28 protein-coding genes are annotated in these 17,319 nt (G+C 56.9%); 6 read left to right on the plus strand and 22 right to left on the minus strand.

The window, feature by feature from the left end; translation table 11 throughout:
• Positions 1 to 3: 3 nt before the first annotated feature.
• From ACZ5KU_RS21110 to ACZ5KU_RS21210, 21 genes are all read right to left on the minus strand, one after another.
• Complete coding sequence (locus ACZ5KU_RS21110; protein WP_464736188.1) at positions 4 to 1,020, minus strand: hypothetical protein; 1,017 nt, start codon at positions 1,018 to 1,020, stop codon at positions 4 to 6.
• Positions 1,021 to 1,262: 242 nt separating this feature from the next.
• Positions 1,263 to 3,440, minus strand: a complete 2,178-nt coding sequence (locus ACZ5KU_RS21115) for a portal protein (RefSeq protein ID WP_464736189.1) — start codon at positions 3,438 to 3,440, stop codon at positions 1,263 to 1,265.
• Positions 3,440 to 5,104 carry a PBSX family phage terminase large subunit gene (locus ACZ5KU_RS21120; RefSeq protein ID WP_464736190.1) on the minus strand — a complete coding sequence of 555 codons (1,665 nt, stop codon included), beginning with the start codon at positions 5,102 to 5,104 and terminating at the stop codon, positions 3,440 to 3,442. The genes ACZ5KU_RS21115 and ACZ5KU_RS21120 overlap by 1 nt, the downstream gene beginning before the upstream one ends.
• Positions 5,076 to 5,525 (minus strand): terminase, encoded by a 450-nt coding sequence (locus ACZ5KU_RS21125; protein ID WP_464736191.1) that lies wholly within the window; start codon positions 5,523 to 5,525, stop codon positions 5,076 to 5,078. The genes ACZ5KU_RS21120 and ACZ5KU_RS21125 overlap by 29 nt, the downstream gene beginning before the upstream one ends.
• Entirely contained in the window at positions 5,525 to 5,980 is a 456-nt protein-coding gene (locus ACZ5KU_RS21130) for a proteasome subunit beta (protein WP_464736192.1), read from the minus strand. The genes ACZ5KU_RS21125 and ACZ5KU_RS21130 overlap by 1 nt, the downstream gene beginning before the upstream one ends.
• Entirely contained in the window at positions 5,977 to 6,324 is a 348-nt protein-coding gene (locus ACZ5KU_RS21135; RefSeq protein ID WP_464736193.1) for a hypothetical protein, read from the minus strand. The genes ACZ5KU_RS21130 and ACZ5KU_RS21135 overlap by 4 nt, the downstream gene beginning before the upstream one ends.
• A 106-nt stretch (positions 6,325 to 6,430) precedes the next feature.
• A complete protein-coding gene (locus tag ACZ5KU_RS21140; RefSeq protein WP_464736194.1) occupies positions 6,431 to 6,901 on the minus strand; it encodes a DUF1353 domain-containing protein in 471 nt (156 codons plus the stop codon).
• Positions 6,898 to 7,323 carry a glycoside hydrolase family protein gene (locus tag ACZ5KU_RS21145; protein WP_464736195.1) on the minus strand — a complete coding sequence of 142 codons (426 nt, stop codon included), beginning with the start codon at positions 7,321 to 7,323 and terminating at the stop codon, positions 6,898 to 6,900. The genes ACZ5KU_RS21140 and ACZ5KU_RS21145 overlap by 4 nt, the downstream gene beginning before the upstream one ends.
• Positions 7,316 to 7,594, minus strand: a complete 279-nt coding sequence (locus tag ACZ5KU_RS21150) for a phage holin family protein (RefSeq protein WP_464736196.1) — start codon at positions 7,592 to 7,594, stop codon at positions 7,316 to 7,318. Before ACZ5KU_RS21150 ends, ACZ5KU_RS21145 begins: the two co-directional genes overlap by 8 nt.
• Complete coding sequence (locus ACZ5KU_RS21155) at positions 7,591 to 7,968, minus strand: putative holin (RefSeq protein ID WP_464736197.1); 378 nt, start codon at positions 7,966 to 7,968, stop codon at positions 7,591 to 7,593. Before ACZ5KU_RS21155 ends, ACZ5KU_RS21150 begins: the two co-directional genes overlap by 4 nt.
• 111 nt (positions 7,969 to 8,079) lie before the next feature.
• The gene (locus ACZ5KU_RS21160; RefSeq protein WP_464736198.1) at positions 8,080 to 8,676 is read right to left on the minus strand and encodes a recombination protein NinG; all 597 of its coding nucleotides are present in this window, start codon (positions 8,674 to 8,676) and stop codon (positions 8,080 to 8,082) included.
• Positions 8,670 to 8,996, minus strand: coding sequence for a hypothetical protein (locus ACZ5KU_RS21165; RefSeq protein WP_464736199.1), 327 nt, complete (start codon positions 8,994 to 8,996; stop codon positions 8,670 to 8,672). Before ACZ5KU_RS21165 ends, ACZ5KU_RS21160 begins: the two co-directional genes overlap by 7 nt.
• Complete coding sequence (locus ACZ5KU_RS21170) at positions 8,993 to 9,580, minus strand: DUF1367 family protein (RefSeq protein ID WP_464736200.1); 588 nt, start codon at positions 9,578 to 9,580, stop codon at positions 8,993 to 8,995. The genes ACZ5KU_RS21165 and ACZ5KU_RS21170 overlap by 4 nt, the downstream gene beginning before the upstream one ends.
• Positions 9,581 to 9,722: 142 nt before the next feature.
• Positions 9,723 to 10,202, minus strand: coding sequence for a hypothetical protein (locus ACZ5KU_RS21175; protein WP_464736201.1), 480 nt, complete (start codon positions 10,200 to 10,202; stop codon positions 9,723 to 9,725).
• Positions 10,199 to 10,567, minus strand: coding sequence for a hypothetical protein (locus tag ACZ5KU_RS21180; RefSeq protein ID WP_464736202.1), 369 nt, complete (start codon positions 10,565 to 10,567; stop codon positions 10,199 to 10,201). The genes ACZ5KU_RS21175 and ACZ5KU_RS21180 overlap by 4 nt, the downstream gene beginning before the upstream one ends.
• 309 nt (positions 10,568 to 10,876) lie before the next feature.
• Complete coding sequence (locus tag ACZ5KU_RS21185; RefSeq protein ID WP_464736203.1) at positions 10,877 to 11,035, minus strand: hypothetical protein; 159 nt, start codon at positions 11,033 to 11,035, stop codon at positions 10,877 to 10,879.
• Positions 11,035 to 11,844, minus strand: a complete 810-nt coding sequence (locus tag ACZ5KU_RS21190; protein WP_464736204.1) for an ATP-binding protein — start codon at positions 11,842 to 11,844, stop codon at positions 11,035 to 11,037. Before ACZ5KU_RS21190 ends, ACZ5KU_RS21185 begins: the two co-directional genes overlap by 1 nt.
• Positions 11,834 to 12,649, minus strand: coding sequence for a replication protein (locus ACZ5KU_RS21195; protein ID WP_464736205.1), 816 nt, complete (start codon positions 12,647 to 12,649; stop codon positions 11,834 to 11,836). Before ACZ5KU_RS21195 ends, ACZ5KU_RS21190 begins: the two co-directional genes overlap by 11 nt.
• Positions 12,650 to 12,767: 118 nt before the next feature.
• Entirely contained in the window at positions 12,768 to 12,962 is a 195-nt protein-coding gene (locus ACZ5KU_RS21200; RefSeq protein WP_464736206.1) for a hypothetical protein, read from the minus strand.
• Positions 12,963 to 13,000: 38 nt separating this feature from the next.
• Complete coding sequence (locus tag ACZ5KU_RS21205) at positions 13,001 to 13,195, minus strand: hypothetical protein (protein WP_464736207.1); 195 nt, start codon at positions 13,193 to 13,195, stop codon at positions 13,001 to 13,003.
• A 28-nt stretch (positions 13,196 to 13,223) separates the two neighbouring features.
• Entirely contained in the window at positions 13,224 to 13,433 is a 210-nt protein-coding gene (locus ACZ5KU_RS21210) for a Cro/CI family transcriptional regulator (protein WP_464736208.1), read from the minus strand.
• A 30-nt stretch (positions 13,434 to 13,463) separates the two neighbouring features.
• On the opposite strand from ACZ5KU_RS21210, the gene ACZ5KU_RS21215 reads away from it, so the two are divergent.
• From ACZ5KU_RS21215 to ACZ5KU_RS21225, 3 genes are all read left to right on the plus strand, one after another.
• Positions 13,464 to 14,174 (plus strand): XRE family transcriptional regulator, encoded by a 711-nt coding sequence (locus tag ACZ5KU_RS21215; protein ID WP_464736209.1) that lies wholly within the window; start codon positions 13,464 to 13,466, stop codon positions 14,172 to 14,174.
• Positions 14,175 to 15,218: 1,044 nt separating this feature from the next.
• A complete protein-coding gene (locus ACZ5KU_RS21220; protein ID WP_464736210.1) occupies positions 15,219 to 15,359 on the plus strand; it encodes a hypothetical protein in 141 nt (46 codons plus the stop codon).
• Positions 15,360 to 15,386: 27 nt separating this feature from the next.
• Positions 15,387 to 15,866 carry a DUF1566 domain-containing protein gene (locus ACZ5KU_RS21225; RefSeq protein WP_464736211.1) on the plus strand — a complete coding sequence of 160 codons (480 nt, stop codon included), beginning with the start codon at positions 15,387 to 15,389 and terminating at the stop codon, positions 15,864 to 15,866.
• A gap of 131 nt (positions 15,867 to 15,997) precedes the next feature.
• On the opposite strand, the gene ACZ5KU_RS21230 is transcribed toward ACZ5KU_RS21225, so the two are convergent.
• Positions 15,998 to 16,168 carry a hypothetical protein gene (locus tag ACZ5KU_RS21230; RefSeq protein ID WP_464736212.1) on the minus strand — a complete coding sequence of 57 codons (171 nt, stop codon included), beginning with the start codon at positions 16,166 to 16,168 and terminating at the stop codon, positions 15,998 to 16,000.
• 312 nt (positions 16,169 to 16,480) lie between these two features.
• Here ACZ5KU_RS21230 and ACZ5KU_RS21235 point away from each other — a divergent pair, with 312 nt between their 5' ends.
• From ACZ5KU_RS21235 to ACZ5KU_RS21245, 3 genes are read left to right on the plus strand one after another with little or no spacing between them, the layout of a single operon-like run.
• Positions 16,481 to 16,768, plus strand: coding sequence for a hypothetical protein (locus ACZ5KU_RS21235; RefSeq protein WP_464736213.1), 288 nt, complete (start codon positions 16,481 to 16,483; stop codon positions 16,766 to 16,768).
• Entirely contained in the window at positions 16,765 to 16,995 is a 231-nt protein-coding gene (locus ACZ5KU_RS21240; protein WP_464736214.1) for a hypothetical protein, read from the plus strand. Before ACZ5KU_RS21235 ends, ACZ5KU_RS21240 begins: the two co-directional genes overlap by 4 nt.
• Positions 16,992 to 17,129, plus strand: a complete 138-nt coding sequence (locus ACZ5KU_RS21245) for a hypothetical protein (protein WP_464736215.1) — start codon at positions 16,992 to 16,994, stop codon at positions 17,127 to 17,129. Before ACZ5KU_RS21240 ends, ACZ5KU_RS21245 begins: the two co-directional genes overlap by 4 nt.
• The last annotated feature ends 190 nt before the right edge of the window (positions 17,130 to 17,319 follow it).

Genomic DNA, 17,319 nt, shown 5'->3' on the forward strand with positions numbered 1-17,319 from the left:
TCCTTACCAAGAGCTCACATTGATTTTTGCGGCCCGAGCCTCACGACGAACGTTGAATGCCGCTTGCACATCGCCGCGCTTTTGCGCTTCCAGGTATTTGCGGTGTAAGGCTTTCCCTGGTTCGGCGGTGTTTGCATCACCCAATACGTTCGCGGCAGGAGCCGGCGCTTTGCTTGTCTTGCGTGGAGGAGAGGCCAGTTCGGCGGACAACTTGCCAAGATAAATCGAGGCCTGAATCCCGCTCGGGTCCTGGGCAAGCTTTGAGGTCAGTTCGTTGAGGCGTTTCGGGTTCACCCCGAGGTTGTAGAGCACCTTCTCCGAACCTTCCCCCAGGCTGGCAATGAGCGCGTTCGTGATGTGCTCGCCGCTTTCGCCGCCAAATACACCTTGAATGCCCTCACGCACTCTCCGATCAGCAGACTGATACAGCTCGGTACTGATACCACTTGCTGCTGCCAGTACTGCTGCCCGCTCGTAGTGCTGATCCACGCTGGAACTGATCTTCTGCTGCGCTTCAAGCTGCTTGCGCTGCTGTTCGTATTGCTGGCTGCCGGCCTGATGCTTGGCGAGACGCTCGCTTACTTTCCAATCCGCCAGGGCATCCAAATAGGCTTCGTCTGGGTCGTCATGGTCGTAAAACTGTTCGCGCTTTGGCTTTTCTGCCGGCAGCTGCACTACGGACTCGCTGCGCTGCTTTTCAAGCTGTGCGCGCAACTCTTCCAGTTCCGATTGGTGCTGTCTCTCCAACTTTGCCCGGAGCTTGGCTTTCGCCGCCCCGATGTCGCTGTCAGTGAATTTCCTTTCCGCACCTTGCGACTCCTGGTCGTCGCTTTTCATCCATGCTTCGGGCTCTGCCTGCTGGCCTTCTTCGCCATCGCCGCCTTCCGCAAGGTCGTCGGTGGTAGTTGTACCTGCTGCTTCCGCTTCTTCAGCACCAGTTGCTCCGGCTTGCGGAACCTCGGCTGCTGCTGCCTCTGCCGCGGCATTTTCTGCCCGTAACTCTTCCAGGGTTTGGTCCATTTTTTACTCGCTTGGTAACGATGGCCTGGTGCTTTCCTCGCCAGTAAGGTTGCGTTTAACCTGTTACGCCTCAGTAATCGATAGAGTAGCGCTATCGTTAATCATGTCAATAGATCTGATAGTTTTTTACTATTTAAGATAAATAAAAAAGCCCAGCCGGCTTAGGGCTAGGCTAATAAAATGGTTACCGTATCCAGCGCCGCCATTACGCTGCAGCGGCCACACGTCGCGCCCTTTCGGGACTATTGCCTCGGCTGAACCGTCGCGCGATATGGGCTAACCAGGCGCTGCACGTTCTCCATCATCTGCCCTGCTGTCCGGGCCTGCTTGAACTGAATTTCTGCGCCGGCAATCTGCGCATCAACCTGAACCGCAGCCCGGTCTGTCTGTGCCCTGAATGCATCAATCTGCGTTTTGGCGGCATTGTTCTGGGCGCTTGCCTGATCTTTCATTGCTTCACGCTGCGCATTCATCTGCGCGGCCTTGGCCTTCTCCATTTCTGCCTGAGCAAGGACCATGTTCGCGTCCGGCGGGGGCTGCTGGCTTTGCGCCTCCTGCAGCATGGCCTCTTCTTCTTCGGTTTCAGGCTCAAAGATGCCAGCCAGGATCAGTTGCTTGCGGGCGTATTTGCGGACCGGCTCCATATCCACGCCGTTGATCAGAGTGAGCGTCTGGAGCATCAGCATTTTTGCCATCATCGGATCGATGGGCGCCATGCTTGTTGCCATCTGACTCAGCTGATCGATGGTCTGCTCTTTCTTGCTCGAGTAGCTCGGACCGATATCGGCATAAACGTCATATTCTGTGTTGGTCAGATCATTGAGTGCGACAAGCTGGCCTGTCTCACGATCGAGTACTGCCTCCATGATCTTGACCTTTTTGGTCGTGCCGTCAGGCGCCGTCAGCGTAACCTCGCGAGGGGCGTCATACACTTCAACAGCCATGGATGCATAGACCTCTGCGTCCCGGCGCTTGGCGTGCTTCAAGTTCTGCTGATAAACGATGGATTGCTGATCGAGGCGATTGGTCAGGGCGTTGACCGCCTTGCCCGAGAGATCGGGGTCTGCGATGTCCTGCGGCAACCCAGGGTTGGCAACGTCTTCCACCGCCTGGCGAGACAGCTCGATGCTGGCCATAAGTGCCTGAGGGATAGTCTGCTCAGGCATGACCGCAACCGGGCCAATTGGTAAATCTTGCCCGTCACCGGTTTTTCGATTCTGGAGCAAATACGGGTAGTTGCTGTCGGCGCCATTTTCCTCATACATGAACTCGAAACCCTGGACCTGCTCAGGGTTGAAGATCGGCTTAGGCCGAGGGCTTCGGCTAACGATGTCGGCGAGGTAAGACAGTTGGAAGTTGCGCAGTCGCTGGGGATCTTTGGCCAGTCGAGTTATGCCCTCGTAGTGCTCTTCGCCTTCGATAAACGCACGCTCACCGTAGGTTGGAATGACCGGGATGTTCTCGCCGGCAATCACCTCCCCCTCGCGCTCGCCATTCTTGCCCATCTTACCGTTGAGGATCTTTTCGCCGGACGCGATGTACTTGCGCACCTCCCAGCGCTCAATGTCGCGTTCGCTTTCGATGACATAGCCGTCGTCGATCAGCTCGTCCATCAAGTCAACGAGATCTGATTCCCGGTACATAACAGTCTGCCCCAGCGGATCAGTGAGCGTGATCACCTTGTCCTTGATCCTGCGGCGATGGTAGAAGCACACGACGTAGACGATGTCGTTGCCACTGCCCATCCAGGGGAAAGTGTAGGACTGCTCAGGGGATGCGAACGAAGAAGGCGTTTCGTCTTCGTCCTCGCATTCTTCATCCTTGCGCTTTTTCTTTGATGGCTTGCCAGGCTCTCGGCATAGCTCTTCAACTAGTTCATGATAACCGCCAGGGGAATAGGCATTGAGGATCGACACATACTTGGCGTCGGATTTGTCCAGGCGCTTGGCGTTGGGATCCCAGAAGCAGTTGTTGTTAGCCTCGTAGATCGGCCGGCGCTCGATGACCTGACGGTTGTCGCCGGCGCGGTTTGTTGCGTAGCGTGTATAAAGCTCCCATGCGCCAACACCGCAGACGACAGCCTCGCCAGTAGCGTTGTCGTAGGCCTCGAGCGAAGTGTTTGCACGATCGTCAGTCAGATACAGGCCATCCAGGATGTCGGCTCCGTCGTCCCGCGACTCGCTCTTGGGCACAAAGTTGACCTGAACCGGATTGGCCCGAAGGTCTGCCATGATCTGGCGCCCAGCCTTCCGAAGCACGTCGAACTGGCCGCGGTACTGCAGCGATGACTCGCCAAGCGTCGAATCGTCCCACTGAGTGATGTGATAGAACATCATGTCGTCAGCAGCGCGCAGCCTGGTTGTCTGCCCGTGGCAGTAGGCCTTGTCGTGAAGCTCTTTCAGCCTTTTGAGTGTCAGCATTATCTTCTGCCCATCGGACGAATCGGTTTCGGAATGACGGCCTTTGGCCTACTCACCGCAACGTGCCGCATCAGGATCATTACGGAGTCGGCCAGGTTGGGACTGGCCATCTTGAACTTCGACTTCATCTCTTCTTTTGTGTAGAGCTCGAAGAGGCCATTGCCGTTTGGCTTGATAGGCATTCTACATAGCTCGGCGCGAAGTCTATGCAAAATATCTATTGATGAATCAAAGCTGATAAGTCGCGCAGGATCGTGGTACTCGCCATGCTCGACTGCGCGATAGGTTCTGTAGGCTCGGTCACGCAGTTCGAAGTAATACTGCGCACGCTTGTTGCGGAACACGTCGCGATTGGTCTTCTGCTGGGCCACGGGCGATGCCATGGCCGGAGCATAGACAGCATCAGGGAAGTCGGGCGACTCTGAGCCACGAAACACAGAAAGAACAGTTGGCTTACCCTCAAAGTCCTTACTGAACTGTTCGGTCAGCGCGATGCCCATGCCGTCGCCATCCCATGAGAATGAATCAACCTGGGACTTGATGGCCTCACCCGCAGCCCAGTGGCCGCCCTCGTTAACGTTGCCATCCAACTTCTCCTGCAAGTCGATCAGCACAGAGCCATGGCGCACGGCAAAGCCCTTGCTGTCCGGCCCCAGGTCTGATGGATCATGAGAGCCGATCCGTGCTCCAGTCGGCGCGAAACCAAGTTTCTTGTGAGCATCAACGCAGGCGTCAAACCATTCTGCTTTGATCAGGGCATTCTCGACCGAGTCGTTGAAGGCCCCGAGCCAGATGTGGTCATACAGCGCGCGGTCGAGGTTCTCATAGTCCCACTGGCGCTCTTCTTCCAGTCCGCTCAAGTGATACCAGGGGTTGTCCCCGTAGTTCATCACCACGATCAGGTGCAGGTCATCTTCATAGCGACCGTCTCGATCAAGATGATCTTTGAACGGCGTTATGAACCGCTTGCTGAATGGGTCTTCACTGCTACCAGGATTCGCAATGAAGATCATCGAGACGCCGGATGATGGGTCGTCGACAACATCTTCAAGTTGCGTCGGCTTGCCCTTCATTGGCTTCTTCCTCGCCGTTGGCGTCAATGCCTTAAGTGAGTCAGTACTAATGAACTGTGCTTCCTCGATTTGGAAGCGCTTGAAGCCGTGGGCCGATTTGATGCTATCGACGTTGCGCGCCAGGCCGGCAAACTGAAATGCATCCTCACCCGAGCGCTTGATCCCGTTGTCCTGGACCTCAAAGCCCGAGAACTCCAGGCGGCTGATCTCTTCTTTCAGCAGCGAATGAATAGAGTTTCGAATGCTGGATTGATACTCGCGGAGGCAGTACGTCTTTGCGTTGTTGTCCTTTGCGTCGATCAGGCAGATGCCAGCAACCCCTACCGACTTGCCCGAGCCTCGGCCGCCGATGACGATGATGAAGCGCTTATCCGAACGCAATACATCCTCAAGCTTGGCCGGAAGATAAACCTGCGCATCTTCGGAGGTCGACTGCCATTTCCCACGGCGACGAACGATAGAATGCGTATGGCCATCGATCGGATGAACGATACCAACGACAGTTCCGGCCTGCTGACGCCGCTTTCTCTCCTCGAGGAGGAGCAAAAGCTCTTGCTTGCCCTCACGAGAGCTCGGCGATACGGCGCTCAAGGTCTTCATCCGAAAGGTTAGAAACGTTAATTCCGCCAGACAATTCAGTTTCGCGCTTATCTCGCCAGTCTTGAGGCTTCCTGTTCTTCAGCCAGAAGATCGCCGCGGTGGTATCAGGCGGGTAATGCTTGACGATTGGAGTCATAACTACAGTTCCATCGACAACACGAATATCAGTCTCTTCATGCGAGTAACCCATTGCTCGGTTATAAAGCGCGGTCTCTACACGACGATCAGCAATGTCCTTTCCGCCCTTTAAGGCTTCCGAAAACTCAGGGTGTTTGACCTTCCATAGTGAAAAGGTAGAAATCGTTACCTCGAAGAAGTCGGCCATTTCGGAGTCAGTTGCTCCAAGCGCGCACAGCTTCTCTGCCTGCTGCACATACTCAGGCTTGTACTTCGTAGGACGGCCGCCTGCCATTACGAAACCATCCTCGGCGCCTTGCGCGCCTCGCCAACAATGAAAGTCTTTACTTGACCGCCTGTGTAGATGTCCCGCTTCATGGCGGCGCATACCGCTTCCTCTGCGCTTGCCCCCATATCCATCGCCGCCAGGGCATATGCAGAACCACTGCCGATGGCATCAGGGTTCGCCAGGTCGAGCTCCTGCTTCCAGATACCCGTCCTGTCGTCATGGCCGACCATCATCAGCTTGCCCTTGTCGACGACGTAGCCCGAGCATTCAACTGGAACCGGCGAAGGGGTTCCGAAGTAAGCAGCGATCAGCGCTTTCTCGTCACATACAGCACCCGACAGGAAGAAGCTGACACCATCGACCGCCTGGCGCTTGTCGCAGTTGTCCGAAACGATCCTGTCGCCCCGGGTCTGGCGTGAGTCGTAGGCGATAACGCCATCTTTGTAGGCCACGGTCGTCAATTAGCCACCATCCCGCGCCTGCGCGCTTTACAGTAATCAAAAGCGATCATTGCTGCACAAGCGATCAGTGCAGCATCGATAACGAATTGAACGATGTAGTCATGACCTTGGAGCATGTCGTGCAGCAGATGCGTCTCAAACGCGAGGCAGGCAGACCAAGCGCAGGAGATCGCAAGTACTACCTTCAGCAGGCGCATTTTCACGAATGACAAGGCGATCATGTCCACAAGCATGAAGCAGAGATACCAGGTGGACGCCAGCTCCCCGTCAACCTCGACTGCCCATACCGGGATCAGAGAGTTGACGATGAAGAAGCCGATGACGTGCACCAGAATTGATTTCATTGCTTTTTGGCCTTCGGCTTCGGCTTCGGCTTGTTGGCGGCTTCATTGGCCACGTACAGGCCTTTGCTACCAGGGTTGTTCTTATTCACTTTGATCTGCTTGCGCATTACGCCCTCCATTGGGCTTCGAGGTTTCGCTTGAGGATGGTTGTTGATGGGGTTTTGACGCCTGACATGATCCGATAGGCCGAAACGGCTCCGTAGATCGCCTGGCGCGTAAGCCATGGAACATTGAGAGCCTCCATGGCTTGGAGCAGGATGCCATCGCAGGTCTTGCGAGAAACTGCCTTAGGCAATCCGTTCTTTGTGATGCTCAAGTACTCGCACACGATGTCGTGGACTACTGCAGCTTGTCCGTATGCGCCCCACGGCGGGATAACGTTCCAGAACAGCCGAGGGACGCTTGCTCCGTCAGTCAGATAGCCGGCCGGTACGCTCACCCACTCTCCGCTGTGTTCGTTGCCCAGGTAGAAACGGAAGCCATTGGTGACGCGCCAGTGATCGGCGCCCAGGGCGATGCTTGCTTCGCGGTCGTAGCGAACTGACATCTCGGCGGAGAACTGAGTAAAGCTGCTCATTTGAAGGCACCGAAACGCATTGCGTGAACAAGGCGCACGGCGCGCTCGCCAACCTGGCGATACCAGGCCGAATCCTTCATTTCATCAGCAGCCAGGGAGTAATTGCGATCAGCTAGCGCAGCGAGGAAGCGCTTAAACCCAGACAAGCGTGGCATGCCCATATTGAATGCCATGTTGACGAGTACTTCCTGGCGAACATCGTCGAGATTTTCGTATTGCGGAACGAGAGCTCGAGCAATACTGGCAGCCTCGTCGATGTCGTTAGATAGCATCAGATCAATCTCATCATCGCGCAGCCCTCGGTCCTCGATATTGCGGCCTACGCCGATGGTCCATTTGGGGGGCGTGGCTGTGTCCTTGTATAGCCGGCTACGCCTTCCTTCATCGATATTGAGCTGCTTCATCAAGCGGTTTCTATCCATGGCGAATCTCCAGGATCTTTGCCAGATTCCCCCTGGCCGCCATAACCAGGATCAGGAATGCGATGTATATGCCGACATCGAAAAATGGAGCCGCCCAGACAATGCCTAACGACAAGCTGATGGCCTGGGCCCCTACGAGAAACATCACAAGCACAGCAACCGCTGTCATGCCCAGGCGATATCGAGAATCCTTGGGCCAGTCATACGTGAACAGCCGCCAGAAGATGGCGGCACACGCTGCAGCCTTTATGAGGGGAAGCGACTCAATCACTTGTCTGAACCCTCCGGGGAAAGTCCAAGTTTTTTCCTAACCCAGGCCTTCCCCTCTTTGTCGAACACAGCCAGCAATAGCTTGAACAGGGCGACACAGAAGAATGCAGCAACGAAAGATGGGATCGGTGGAGTCTTAAACTGCAAGAACTCCCTGCTGACCAACTCAACGCCTGCGTAATACCCGAAGATCCATGCCGCCAAGAGGCAGAAGATACGAGTCACAGGCGCAGTGTCTTTCGCAATGAAGGCAAACATCAGCGCCCCGCCAAAAGCAGAAATTACAGCGCCCTGGTCAAGCCCGGCAAACATAGAAAATCCGCTTAGGCCACCCAGGGCGACAATAGGTCCTGCTGTGTTAACTGGCTCCGCCATTGCCTCGGCCCCGGTGATATCAAATTACGATTATTAGAATCTATCGTAGATTTGAAATCAATTATTTCAAGCTATTTATCACTAATGGACAACCCATTGCTAGCAGTTTCATCATGCTGCAGACCTCTTCAGTTCTCTGGTCTTGGCCCGGTAAGTGGCCTTTATGGCTTTGAGATCATCGACGGTGTACTTGCGCACGCTCTGGTCAGCCTCGAGCGCTTCAACTGCTGCAAGGCCGATGCGAGCTATGAGGCCGATCCGGTAGTCCACGGCATTGCCCGACAGGAAGCGGTTGTCCTGCTTACTCTGTGCGTGGCAGTTGCGCTCATCGAACCGCAGGTGTGGAGCCGATCCGACGCTGCGATAGTGGCCGGCATCTACTGCGTTTCCACTCCAGTCCAACGGTTTACCGCTGGAGATGCAGAGGTGGCCGGCGGCCTGATCACGGGCACGGATGTACTCGTTGAATGCCTGCTGAGCTTCCCGCATGTGGTCGCCGCGGGACTTGAGCTTCTCCTTGCGGACCTTGATCTCTTTCCGCTCGACCTGGGACAGGGACTTCCTGGCCTTGTCCTGATGCACGTCTTTGATCGCCAGACCACAGGCGTAGCTGCACACCGCTTGTCCAAGGCGCTGCGGAACGAATGAGGCCCCGCAGGCGGCGTTCTTGCACTTCTTCGGGCGTGGCTTTTTGGCGGCGATCACCATTTCAGCTCCTTGATCGACCCGAAATCGAAGGCAGGGAGTGTGCTTGCATCGCTCAGGTAGTCGACCATGATCTGCACATCAGCTTGCGTGCATGCTCCCGGTCCGGCCTGCCATAGGCTCATGGGGTCAGTGTTATGCATGGCGCCACGGCAAGAGATTCCGTAGCGGCAATACATGCCGTCCGCCACAACCCCGACGCGAGCCTTCCCTTTGTCGAAGTAGACGATGTGGTGCTTTCCACTTTCGGCGCGGATGAGCTTCGCGCACTTGCGGTTGCTGCGCTTGATCCATTTTTGAATGTCTTCGCTGTAGATACTCATGCGAAACTCCCGATCATGTCTGCGGCGGCCAAAGCGGCCTCCTCGCTCTCGAAGTGGGCCGATAGCACCAGCCGCCAGCATGCGTTGAAGACGTCGCGATACAGTGGCTCGAACTCTGTGTCGTCCATCGATGCCCAGGAGATCGACTTGCGCTCCTTTCGGATGCCGTCAGGGGTCTGCACCAAGTGGTAATGGCCGGCCTCAATCGTGATCCAGTCACGGAACGCCTCACGGGACTTGTCCACGACAGGGAAGCGCTCGGCGCGATCCTTCTCAAGCTGAGCGATGTAGGCATCAACAGCATGCGAAAGCTGCCCGGGCTTCCCGTTGGCGTCCTCGAAGAACTTGGCGAGCCCACGGATGCCGCGCAGCTCCTGGCGCGGGATCAGGCCGCCAACCGGCTCCCAGTAGTCCCAGGCCAAGTCGAGCATGGCGAAGAACTTCCCATGGAACCGGGCGTTCCTCATCTTCGTGAACTTGCCATGGATCACCTGGCCGGCCTTCCAGGTCTGGATTGCTTCGCGATCGGCCTCGGTTGCTGGCACGAGCCCCTGGGCGGTGCGGATAAGGGCGAGATCAGCCATCACTTGCCCTCCCGCAACAAATTGAACACTTCTGCTGCCGCATCGCGGCGATCAGGATCTACCACTCCGCGACCACCGCAAAGACCACACCAGCGGCGCTCAAGGTCATAACCACGGCATTTTGGACAAGGTCTAACTGGAGTCATGACTGCTCTCCCTTGCCCATGGCGGCCATGCGTGGACAAGGTAGGCCACCATGACCTCCCCATTGCCCGCAAACCAGGCAGCCATCGGCATAAGCTGGCTCTACTCGGAACGGGTGGCGGGCGTCGCACTCTTTGCGCAGCGCCTCATTCTCAGCCTTCAGCCCCGCAATCATCTCGTTCTGCGCTTCGTAGCCTGTGCGAAGGCCAGCGAGCTCGGCTTTGAGCTTGTCGCGCTCGCGCGCTGCTCTGGTCCCGTCTCGCACAAGCTTCTTGGTGCTGGCTGCATATGCCTTCAAACTTCCTCGCATGCTTGAGCAGTCGGCCGAAAGACGCTCGTTCTCGGCGAGCAGGGCCAGGACAGTGGCCGGGCTAGCAGAGGCGATGAACCGGCCGTAGCGGAGATCGCCAGCGGCGTACCATTCATCGCTGCCTGCGGACTCAGCCAGCGCCTTCAGCTTCTCTTTGTCGATGGTCATGGCTTCACCTTCAGGCCCTGGGCCTCGATTGCGGAGCGGCAGTCGTCAATGGCTTCGTCGTAGTGCTCTGCCTCTGGGCGCACATATCCGTTCGCCGATACGTTGCAAGGACTGATCTTTGGAGGAAGTTCCACCACCACGGCCTCGCGACTGGCCCGCCAGGCCCACCACAGCATTTCGATCCAATATTCGTCGTACATACCCTGTTCGCGGCGCTGTAGATCGTAAGCCGTAGGCGGTTTGTCGAAATCGCCGTTGCGCTTGAGCCTGTAGATGGCACCGCCACGGGAGTATTCGCCAAAAGCTTCAACCTGCTGAGCGATGAACGCTGCCTCGAACTGCTCGCGCATCTTGTTGGTGTCCATCAGTGCTTCTCCTCGGCCAGGTGCTCGTGGCAAAGCTTGCCCGTGGTCTTGTGCTCAAGATTCCCTTGGCGGTTGGTGAAGAACTCGCCCTTGGGCAGGTATTCACGCTTGAACACGCCGTGCCACTTGCCGATGCTGGGGTCACACGCTGCGCAAAGCTTTCGGCCTTGGCATGGATTCCCCTCGTCATTGCGGAACCAGTAGCCGCTGGTAGCGGTGTTGTCGCGGCAACCGCACTCTTCACACTGGAATAGGCTCACACCCCCTCCCCTGCCGGCTGCCCGGCGCGCTTGATGTTCATGGTGTCGGTCATGGCCGAGTCCTCGCAATTGAACAGGCATATGTGGTGTTGCCGATGTAAAAGCCGCCAATGCGGTCGCAGTCATTCTTGATGCTTTCGTGGGCACCCACCCAGCCGCCGAGAACGCACATGGAAAAAACAAGGCTTATCCAGAGGTAATCACCCATCACACCCCCTCCTTGCGTGGAATTCGCGCCGACTCACCAGTGAACACAAGCCCGATACCGCGACCTTCCCGCAGACGGTCTACTGATCGCTCGCCAAGCACTTCGCCCAGGCGGTCGAAATCCAGGTTGGAGATCACGATGGTCGGGCGCTGGTCCTCGTAGCGGCCGTTGATCACGGTGAACAGGGTCGCCAACTCGTACTCGCTGGGCTTCGTGGCGCCAACTTCGTCGATGATCAGCAGGTCAGGATCCACCAAGCTGGCGAACGCCTGCGCCTCGCTGTACTCGGCCTTGTCGCCGTAGCTGCCCTTGATGTACTGGAGCATTCCTGCAACGGTGCGGTACACGGCAGTCATGCCGGTGGTGATCATGATCGAGCCGGCGATGGCGGCGGCCAGGTGGGTTTTCCCGGTGCCCGGGGTGCCGGTCATGACGATGCAACGGCCATCGTCGCGGTGCTTACGGAAGTTCTCGGCGTACTGCTTGCACCGGGCCAGGTTGTGACGCTGATTCTCAGTTTCTGCCCGGTAGTTGGCGAAGGTCTTGTCCATGAACCGGCGAGGGATCAGGGAAGCCCCCAGTCTGCGCTCCAGGCGCGCTGCCGCAATTCGCCCTTGGGCTTCCTGCTGGTCGATCAAGTCCTGGGCCTCACGGGCCTCACGAGCGCATTCAGGGCACCCACTCTGCCCACTCTTGCGGATGATCACCGCGAACTCGCCGTGCTTGTCGCACTTGCCCGGCTGCTTGGCGATCACGCCAAGGCGGCGCTCGATGTCGTTCACTTCCAGGTCGATGGCGTTAGAAATCATACGAACCGTCCTCGTTCTGGGTGCGGCCGCGGGCGTAGTCGATCAGGTCGAAGCCGTGGTGGCGGGAGTTCGTGGCTGGCTGCGAGCGGCTATCACGGATGCGGTTGATCACCCATTGAGCCTTGAAGCCCTGCCAGCCAGCGGACAGCGCCTCGGTGATTGCATCGGATGCGGAGATACCAGCCTCGGCGCACTTGGCCAGTTCGGAATTCACGGTTGACCAGACAGTCGCAGTGACGGCGGCCTTCTTCGCCTTGCGCTGGGCCAGCCAGTCGGCCAGCAGTTGCTCTGGCACCTGGTGCGGATTGTCGACCAGCAACTGTGCCAGTCCGAACGGGGTCTTGCGATCAGCCTTTGGCTCAGGAACCGGATCAGCCTGAACCTTGGGGGGGCATGTAACATCTTCCGAAGGAAGATTTACATAGGGGGTTTTATTCTTGGAATAGAGAAGGGAGTCGTCGGTTTTGGTCTGTTTCGAGGCAGATCCGATTCGGACGATATGAGCCGAGTCAGACGATTTGGTCTGTTTCGGATCTTCTACAAATACCCACTCTTTCGGGTCCGCCAGGCCGATATCTCCACGCGCTCCACCTTCACGGAACAGCACGCGACGACGCAGCAGGCCAGAGATTGCCTTGGAGACGGTATCAGGGTGAATGTGGGTGGCCTTGGCGATCGCCGTGGCCGGGATGCGTTGAGCGCCTTCGTTGAAGTTCAGTGTGGCCTTCGCCACGTACAGCACGATCTTCATCTCGCGCGCGGACAGGTCGATAGCCATCAGGCCATCCATTAACTGATTGTCCATCCGGGTAAACCCCCGGTATTGCGTAATGGGACGATGTTTGTCATGATTCCTCTCACTTGGTGTTATCGAATAAGCCGACCTGATCCGTCGGCTTTTTCATGCCCGGATTTCGGGATTCCTACCGCTTGTGGAACGCCTGCAGCACTCCACTCATTGTCTTGGGCCTGGTCCGATCGGTGATGGTTTGCTGGATTGCCTGTTTTGCCAGCTGATCCAGCGTCAACCCTCTGAATTTCGCCTCTTCCTGGAAGGCCTTCAGCTCTTCCTCGTCCAGCAAATCCCCGAGTACCAACCCGCTGTCTTGCTCTGACATATCCCCTCCGGTCCCTACGCGGTCCCTGCGGTATTGCTTCAGGCTGCGTTGGTGCCGCGCTTAAAATCAGCAACAGATTCATGAAGCCAGGACTTCAGGATTTCGCGGGCCAACACAGCTTTTGGCGTTCGGTGAATGCGCGCTGCGCTTTGCAGCCATTCGTCGTACTCGTCATCGAGCAGGACTTTTGTCTGGTTGATGTGTTTGTGACTGGGCCTTGATAGGTCGCTCATGCGTTATCTCTCCTGATCTGCGTGATGGTTAAGCCGCTTGATGCGGAATGCTTGGGCGCAAATCGCGAGCCTTGATAGCGCCTTTGGTGATGATCTCGGCTCGCATGGCAACCTCTGCCGTGCACCCGTGCAGACCTCTCACCCAGCCGCTAACAGTCCCCTGCTTTACGCCTAAAGCAGAGGCGGTAGCGTTCTGGGAGCCGAAATGCGCGACTAGTTTTTCAAATTGGTTGCTCATGATTCTCCGCCCATATAAAGGGATGCCTTTATGCTAGACGAAAGGAACACCTTTTTGCAACATGAAAGGACAGCCTTTACTGTCGCGCACATGGAACTTAAAGACAGACTCAAGCAAGCACGAAAAAAAGCCGGCCTAACCCAGGTTGAGCTCGCGGAGCGGGCCGGCATTAAGCAGGCCTCCGTCTCTGAAATAGAGCGCGGACTCACCAGAACCAGCGGGCACGTGGTGAAGCTAGCGACAATTTGTGGCGTAGACCCCCTCTGGTTGTCAGAAGGTATAGGGACGATGGAGTCAAGTGATGAGTCCAACGTCGAAATTGGTCCGCCAATACTCTCATCGCCCCGAAGGATTGAGATTATGGGTACGGCTCAGCTAGGTCCGGACGGTTACTGGAGTGGATTGGGAGACTCAGAAGGATGGGTGGAGAGCTATTCCAGGGACGAGAACGCTTATGCTCTAAGACTTAAAGGCGACTCAATGGCTCCTGCCATACGTGATGGATGGATCGCAATTTGCGAACCAAATCACCGCCTGGTTCCTGGAGAGTACGTGATGGTCTGCACCGTTGACGGCCAGAGCATGGTTAAAGAGTTGCTCTTTGACAACGGCGAAAGCGTCAGTCTTATGTCTGTGAATTCGGCATACGGAGAGCGCCGCACTATCCCCTGGAAGGATATCGATCGGATTCACTACGTCGGCAACATCCTTGCGCCCAGCAAGGTCTTGAGCCGTTACTAATCAACAAGGATGAAATGATGAAGACAGTTTTTGCTGCTGCAATTCTTCTGGCTTTGACGGGTTGCGTGACATCTTCTAAGACTTACGGGCCGGATGGCCGAGAGGCTCATACCATTAATTGCTCGGGCAAAGCATTGAACTGGGGGCAATGCTACGAGAAGGCTGGCGCCATATGCGGCTCCCGCGGCTACGATGTCCTTAACAAGGATACAGATGGAAGCTCATCAATAGGTGCTACGCAGTATGGCCTCTATGGATCTTCTTCGAGCAGCCGCAGCTTGGTCATTTCCTGCAGGTAACGTCTGATGGGTCAATCCCTAAAAATTGTAGTCGCCTTATCTTTTGGAGTCGTCATCGGATATCTGGCTCGGCCGGCAGATGACCTGAATGCAAGGCCTACATATGGAAGCACTGGATTTCCCAAGAACTGTCGGGCTCTTATTCAGGCCAACCTAGATGGCTATGAAAGCGGGCAGTACACAGCGGAAGAGGCCCTAGCATCCATCGATCGGAACTGTGGGCCTAGCGGGCAAATATGGGGTAAGTGACCCATCCACCCATCCCGACCAGCCAAATACCCCGCCTTGAGCGGGATTTTTTTTGCCTAGAAAAAAATAAAGGGAAACCTGTTGACTCGAAATAAAGGCTACCCTATATTTCATTCCACAGCCGGCGCACACCACCCGGCAGGCCCTCAAGGCCACCGCTCTTTAAAAATCTGAAATCTTCGCGGATCGATCCCTGGAACCAGGTACAGCGCGAAACACAAATTTCGATCCCCATGCAGGCTCTGGAACCTGCCGGACCTCACTCATTGAGGTACGCCAAACCATGCAAGCCAGTCGGGAAGAACACCGTCCACGAAATGTGTGACCCGGCCAGAGAGAGGACTCCGGCGCCGCGCATGGGGAGGAATTGAACTAAGGCATTTTTTGCCCGAGTTCGGCCCAGGCCACCGTGGCGCGTAACGGAGCTCAGGAAGACCACGTATTCACTGATGCCGCTTCTATGAGGCGGCATTGGGAATCCACTTGAGACACGAACATGACCAAGCAAGCACTCGTCCAGAAAGCCCGTGCAGCGAACCGGGACATCATCGCCCACGTTCAGGCCGGCCGATTCTGGGCTGCCGATCTCGCAGCAAACACCCGCGCATCAGCCATGGCTGAAGCGCGTCGCGCATAACCCACATCACCCACGCAGGATACGATAATGACCGAACAACAGAAACTGACTCCCCCCGCAATCGGTGAAATATGGGAAGGCCAAGGCGGCATCTACGCCGGCATCGTTCCTGCGCGCAACGGCCATGAGGCCTATCACCTGATCATCGGCGCCGAACTGGGCCGTTTTGAGTGGGGCCCTTACGGCGAGGAATCTCCGGCAAAGAGCATGATCGACGGCCTGGCGAACACCCAGGCCCTGGTCGAATCCGATACCGATTACCCCGCCGCTGTAGCCGCGTACGAACACAAAGCTGATGGTCATGCCGACTTCTATCTGCCGGCCGCTGCTGAGCTGTACGAAGCATGGCTGAACCTGGGGAGCAACGACTTTGGGTGGGTCTGGTCATCTTCGCAGTACTCAGCCAACCTCGCCTACACCATGGGCTTCGGAGATGGCTGGCTCGACGACGCCGGCAAGGACCGCGAGCGTCTCGTCCGCCCCGTCCGCAGATTACTCATTCAGTAATTCATTCCTTTAATTCGATTTCCCTGACAGCCGGGAAAGACCGGCCCGGTCACCTGCGTGCCGAAGCGCAGGCTGCATCGGAGTGTGATCTGAATGCGCAGGCTGATGCGCTGTTTACTAGGTACAAGCGGTCACGCGCAGAAATGCAGTGAATTGAGCAGCTGGATGGCTCCGCTTCCAAGCCAGCAAAGCCGGAGATCAGCGCCGGCCAGATCACACCCCGATGCAGAAAGCAGAAGGACTGGGAGTTCCCGGTCGATGCAATCCGCATCAGTCAAAAGATCGGAGAAAATCATGCTCATCTTAATCCTGATCGGCGCAGCGCTCAGTCATGTGCGGCCAGAACCGCCAACTGAAGAACGCTTGCCAGCCGATCGGCCGACCAGAGTCCGCGAAAAACCTCGATTGCGAATCGGGGTCCCGGTGTTCTGGCGCTGAAGGCCCCGCCCAAAATCTGTAACGACATGCATTGGTTACACACGGTGAAAGCCCCGACGTCCAGCGGGGCTTTCTTTTTCGCATCTATTCGTCAGCGCTCCCCGGCGCCCACCGGCAATCAGTCGAGTGCGAGCGCTGACGAATACAGGTGAACGATCGACGCCCAGGAGGGCCCCATGAACTACGAAATCGCAGTGGAAGGCGTGGCCCTGCTGGTCAAGGTCACGTTGTGCATCAACGAACCGCCTCGCCCTTGGGTGCGTGACAGCGACTGGGATTTCCAGGGCTGCCGCGAGCTTGAGTGGCACGTTGTTTCTGGCGTCACTTACGACGATGACGGCATCCCGATGGGCGTCCCGGCTCACTACCTTCAGGCGATCGCAAGCGTCAACGCTATCGCCATCGAACGGGAAATCTGGTTCGAGATCGACAACCGGGGCACCCGGCGCCGGTGGGCAGCATGAGCCGCCACAGCATTGCAGTCGGCATGATCGACGCTCGGTTCGACTGCCTGCGCGCCGGCCAGGCCTCGGAAGGGCTGTTCCGCGAAACGTCGATGGCCGTGGAAATGGCCTACGCCCTTGGTGCGATCAACGATTCGGAGTACTCGACGTACAAGGGTCGCTTCGATCGCTTCTATCAGGCCCAGGCCGACGCCTTCATGGCCGACATACGGAGGACTGTGCCGTGAGCATCATCGCCGGAACCCTGGAAGGCATTACCACCGCCCTGCAATTGCAGGGCTTTTTGTTCCTGGCTGACGTGAAGTGGGTCCGCCAGCCTGCACGACTGAATGGCCGTTGGGCCTGCGAGGTGTCGCTATGAAACGGATCACTGTGAAAACGCGCCACTACACGTTCGCTGAACTGATGGATCGTCTCGTCAGCGGGAACTGGTGCGTGATCGAAGACAGCCCAGACCATTTCGTCTTCATGCCCACTGCATACCGGAGACCGCAATGAAAGTCTTCTGGTGGGTCATTGCCTGGGGGCTTGTGGTTGCGCTGACGCAGTAC

The sequence above is a fragment of the Pseudomonas sp. Tof1 genome, from assembly GCF_055390395.1.

What these genes read in the sequence shown, in the direction of transcription:
- ACZ5KU_RS21115 (WP_464736189.1), bottom strand. Translation starts at nt 3,440, where the DNA reads ATGCTGACACTCAAAAGGCTGAAAGAGCTTCACGACAAGGCCTACTGC.
- ACZ5KU_RS21190 (WP_464736204.1), bottom strand. Translation starts at nt 11,844, where the DNA reads ATGATTTCTAACGCCATCGACCTGGAAGTGAACGACATCGAGCGCCGC.
- ACZ5KU_RS21170 (WP_464736200.1), bottom strand. Translation starts at nt 9,580, where the DNA reads ATGGCTGATCTCGCCCTTATCCGCACCGCCCAGGGGCTCGTGCCAGCA.
- ACZ5KU_RS21215 (WP_464736209.1), top strand. Translation starts at nt 13,464, where the DNA reads ATGCTAGACGAAAGGAACACCTTTTTGCAACATGAAAGGACAGCCTTT.
- ACZ5KU_RS21185 (WP_464736203.1), bottom strand. Translation starts at nt 11,035, where the DNA reads ATGGGTGATTACCTCTGGATAAGCCTTGTTTTTTCCATGTGCGTTCTC.
- ACZ5KU_RS21180 (WP_464736202.1), bottom strand. Translation starts at nt 10,567, where the DNA reads ATGGACACCAACAAGATGCGCGAGCAGTTCGAGGCAGCGTTCATCGCT.
- ACZ5KU_RS21165 (WP_464736199.1), bottom strand. Translation starts at nt 8,996, where the DNA reads ATGAGTATCTACAGCGAAGACATTCAAAAATGGATCAAGCGCAGCAAC.
- ACZ5KU_RS21155 (WP_464736197.1), bottom strand. Translation starts at nt 7,968, where the DNA reads ATGGCGGAGCCAGTTAACACAGCAGGACCTATTGTCGCCCTGGGTGGC.
- ACZ5KU_RS21205 (WP_464736207.1), bottom strand. Translation starts at nt 13,195, where the DNA reads ATGAGCGACCTATCAAGGCCCAGTCACAAACACATCAACCAGACAAAA.
- ACZ5KU_RS21200 (WP_464736206.1), bottom strand. Translation starts at nt 12,962, where the DNA reads ATGTCAGAGCAAGACAGCGGGTTGGTACTCGGGGATTTGCTGGACGAG.
- ACZ5KU_RS21195 (WP_464736205.1), bottom strand. Translation starts at nt 12,649, where the DNA reads ATGGACAATCAGTTAATGGATGGCCTGATGGCTATCGACCTGTCCGCG.
- ACZ5KU_RS21225 (WP_464736211.1), top strand. Translation starts at nt 15,387, where the DNA reads ATGACCGAACAACAGAAACTGACTCCCCCCGCAATCGGTGAAATATGG.
- ACZ5KU_RS21210 (WP_464736208.1), bottom strand. Translation starts at nt 13,433, where the DNA reads ATGAGCAACCAATTTGAAAAACTAGTCGCGCATTTCGGCTCCCAGAAC.
- ACZ5KU_RS21160 (WP_464736198.1), bottom strand. Translation starts at nt 8,676, where the DNA reads ATGGTGATCGCCGCCAAAAAGCCACGCCCGAAGAAGTGCAAGAACGCC.
- ACZ5KU_RS21145 (WP_464736195.1), bottom strand. Translation starts at nt 7,323, where the DNA reads ATGGATAGAAACCGCTTGATGAAGCAGCTCAATATCGATGAAGGAAGG.
- ACZ5KU_RS21235 (WP_464736213.1), top strand. Translation starts at nt 16,481, where the DNA reads ATGAACTACGAAATCGCAGTGGAAGGCGTGGCCCTGCTGGTCAAGGTC.
- ACZ5KU_RS21240 (WP_464736214.1), top strand. Translation starts at nt 16,765, where the DNA reads ATGAGCCGCCACAGCATTGCAGTCGGCATGATCGACGCTCGGTTCGAC.
- ACZ5KU_RS21230 (WP_464736212.1), bottom strand. Translation starts at nt 16,168, where the DNA reads ATGAGCATGATTTTCTCCGATCTTTTGACTGATGCGGATTGCATCGAC.
- ACZ5KU_RS21135 (WP_464736193.1), bottom strand. Translation starts at nt 6,324, where the DNA reads ATGAAATCAATTCTGGTGCACGTCATCGGCTTCTTCATCGTCAACTCT.
- ACZ5KU_RS21125 (WP_464736191.1), bottom strand. Translation starts at nt 5,525, where the DNA reads ATGGCAGGCGGCCGTCCTACGAAGTACAAGCCTGAGTATGTGCAGCAG.
- ACZ5KU_RS21220 (WP_464736210.1), top strand. Translation starts at nt 15,219, where the DNA reads ATGACCAAGCAAGCACTCGTCCAGAAAGCCCGTGCAGCGAACCGGGAC.
- ACZ5KU_RS21175 (WP_464736201.1), bottom strand. Translation starts at nt 10,202, where the DNA reads ATGACCATCGACAAAGAGAAGCTGAAGGCGCTGGCTGAGTCCGCAGGC.
- ACZ5KU_RS21140 (WP_464736194.1), bottom strand. Translation starts at nt 6,901, where the DNA reads ATGAGCAGCTTTACTCAGTTCTCCGCCGAGATGTCAGTTCGCTACGAC.
- ACZ5KU_RS21110 (WP_464736188.1), bottom strand. Translation starts at nt 1,020, where the DNA reads ATGGACCAAACCCTGGAAGAGTTACGGGCAGAAAATGCCGCGGCAGAG.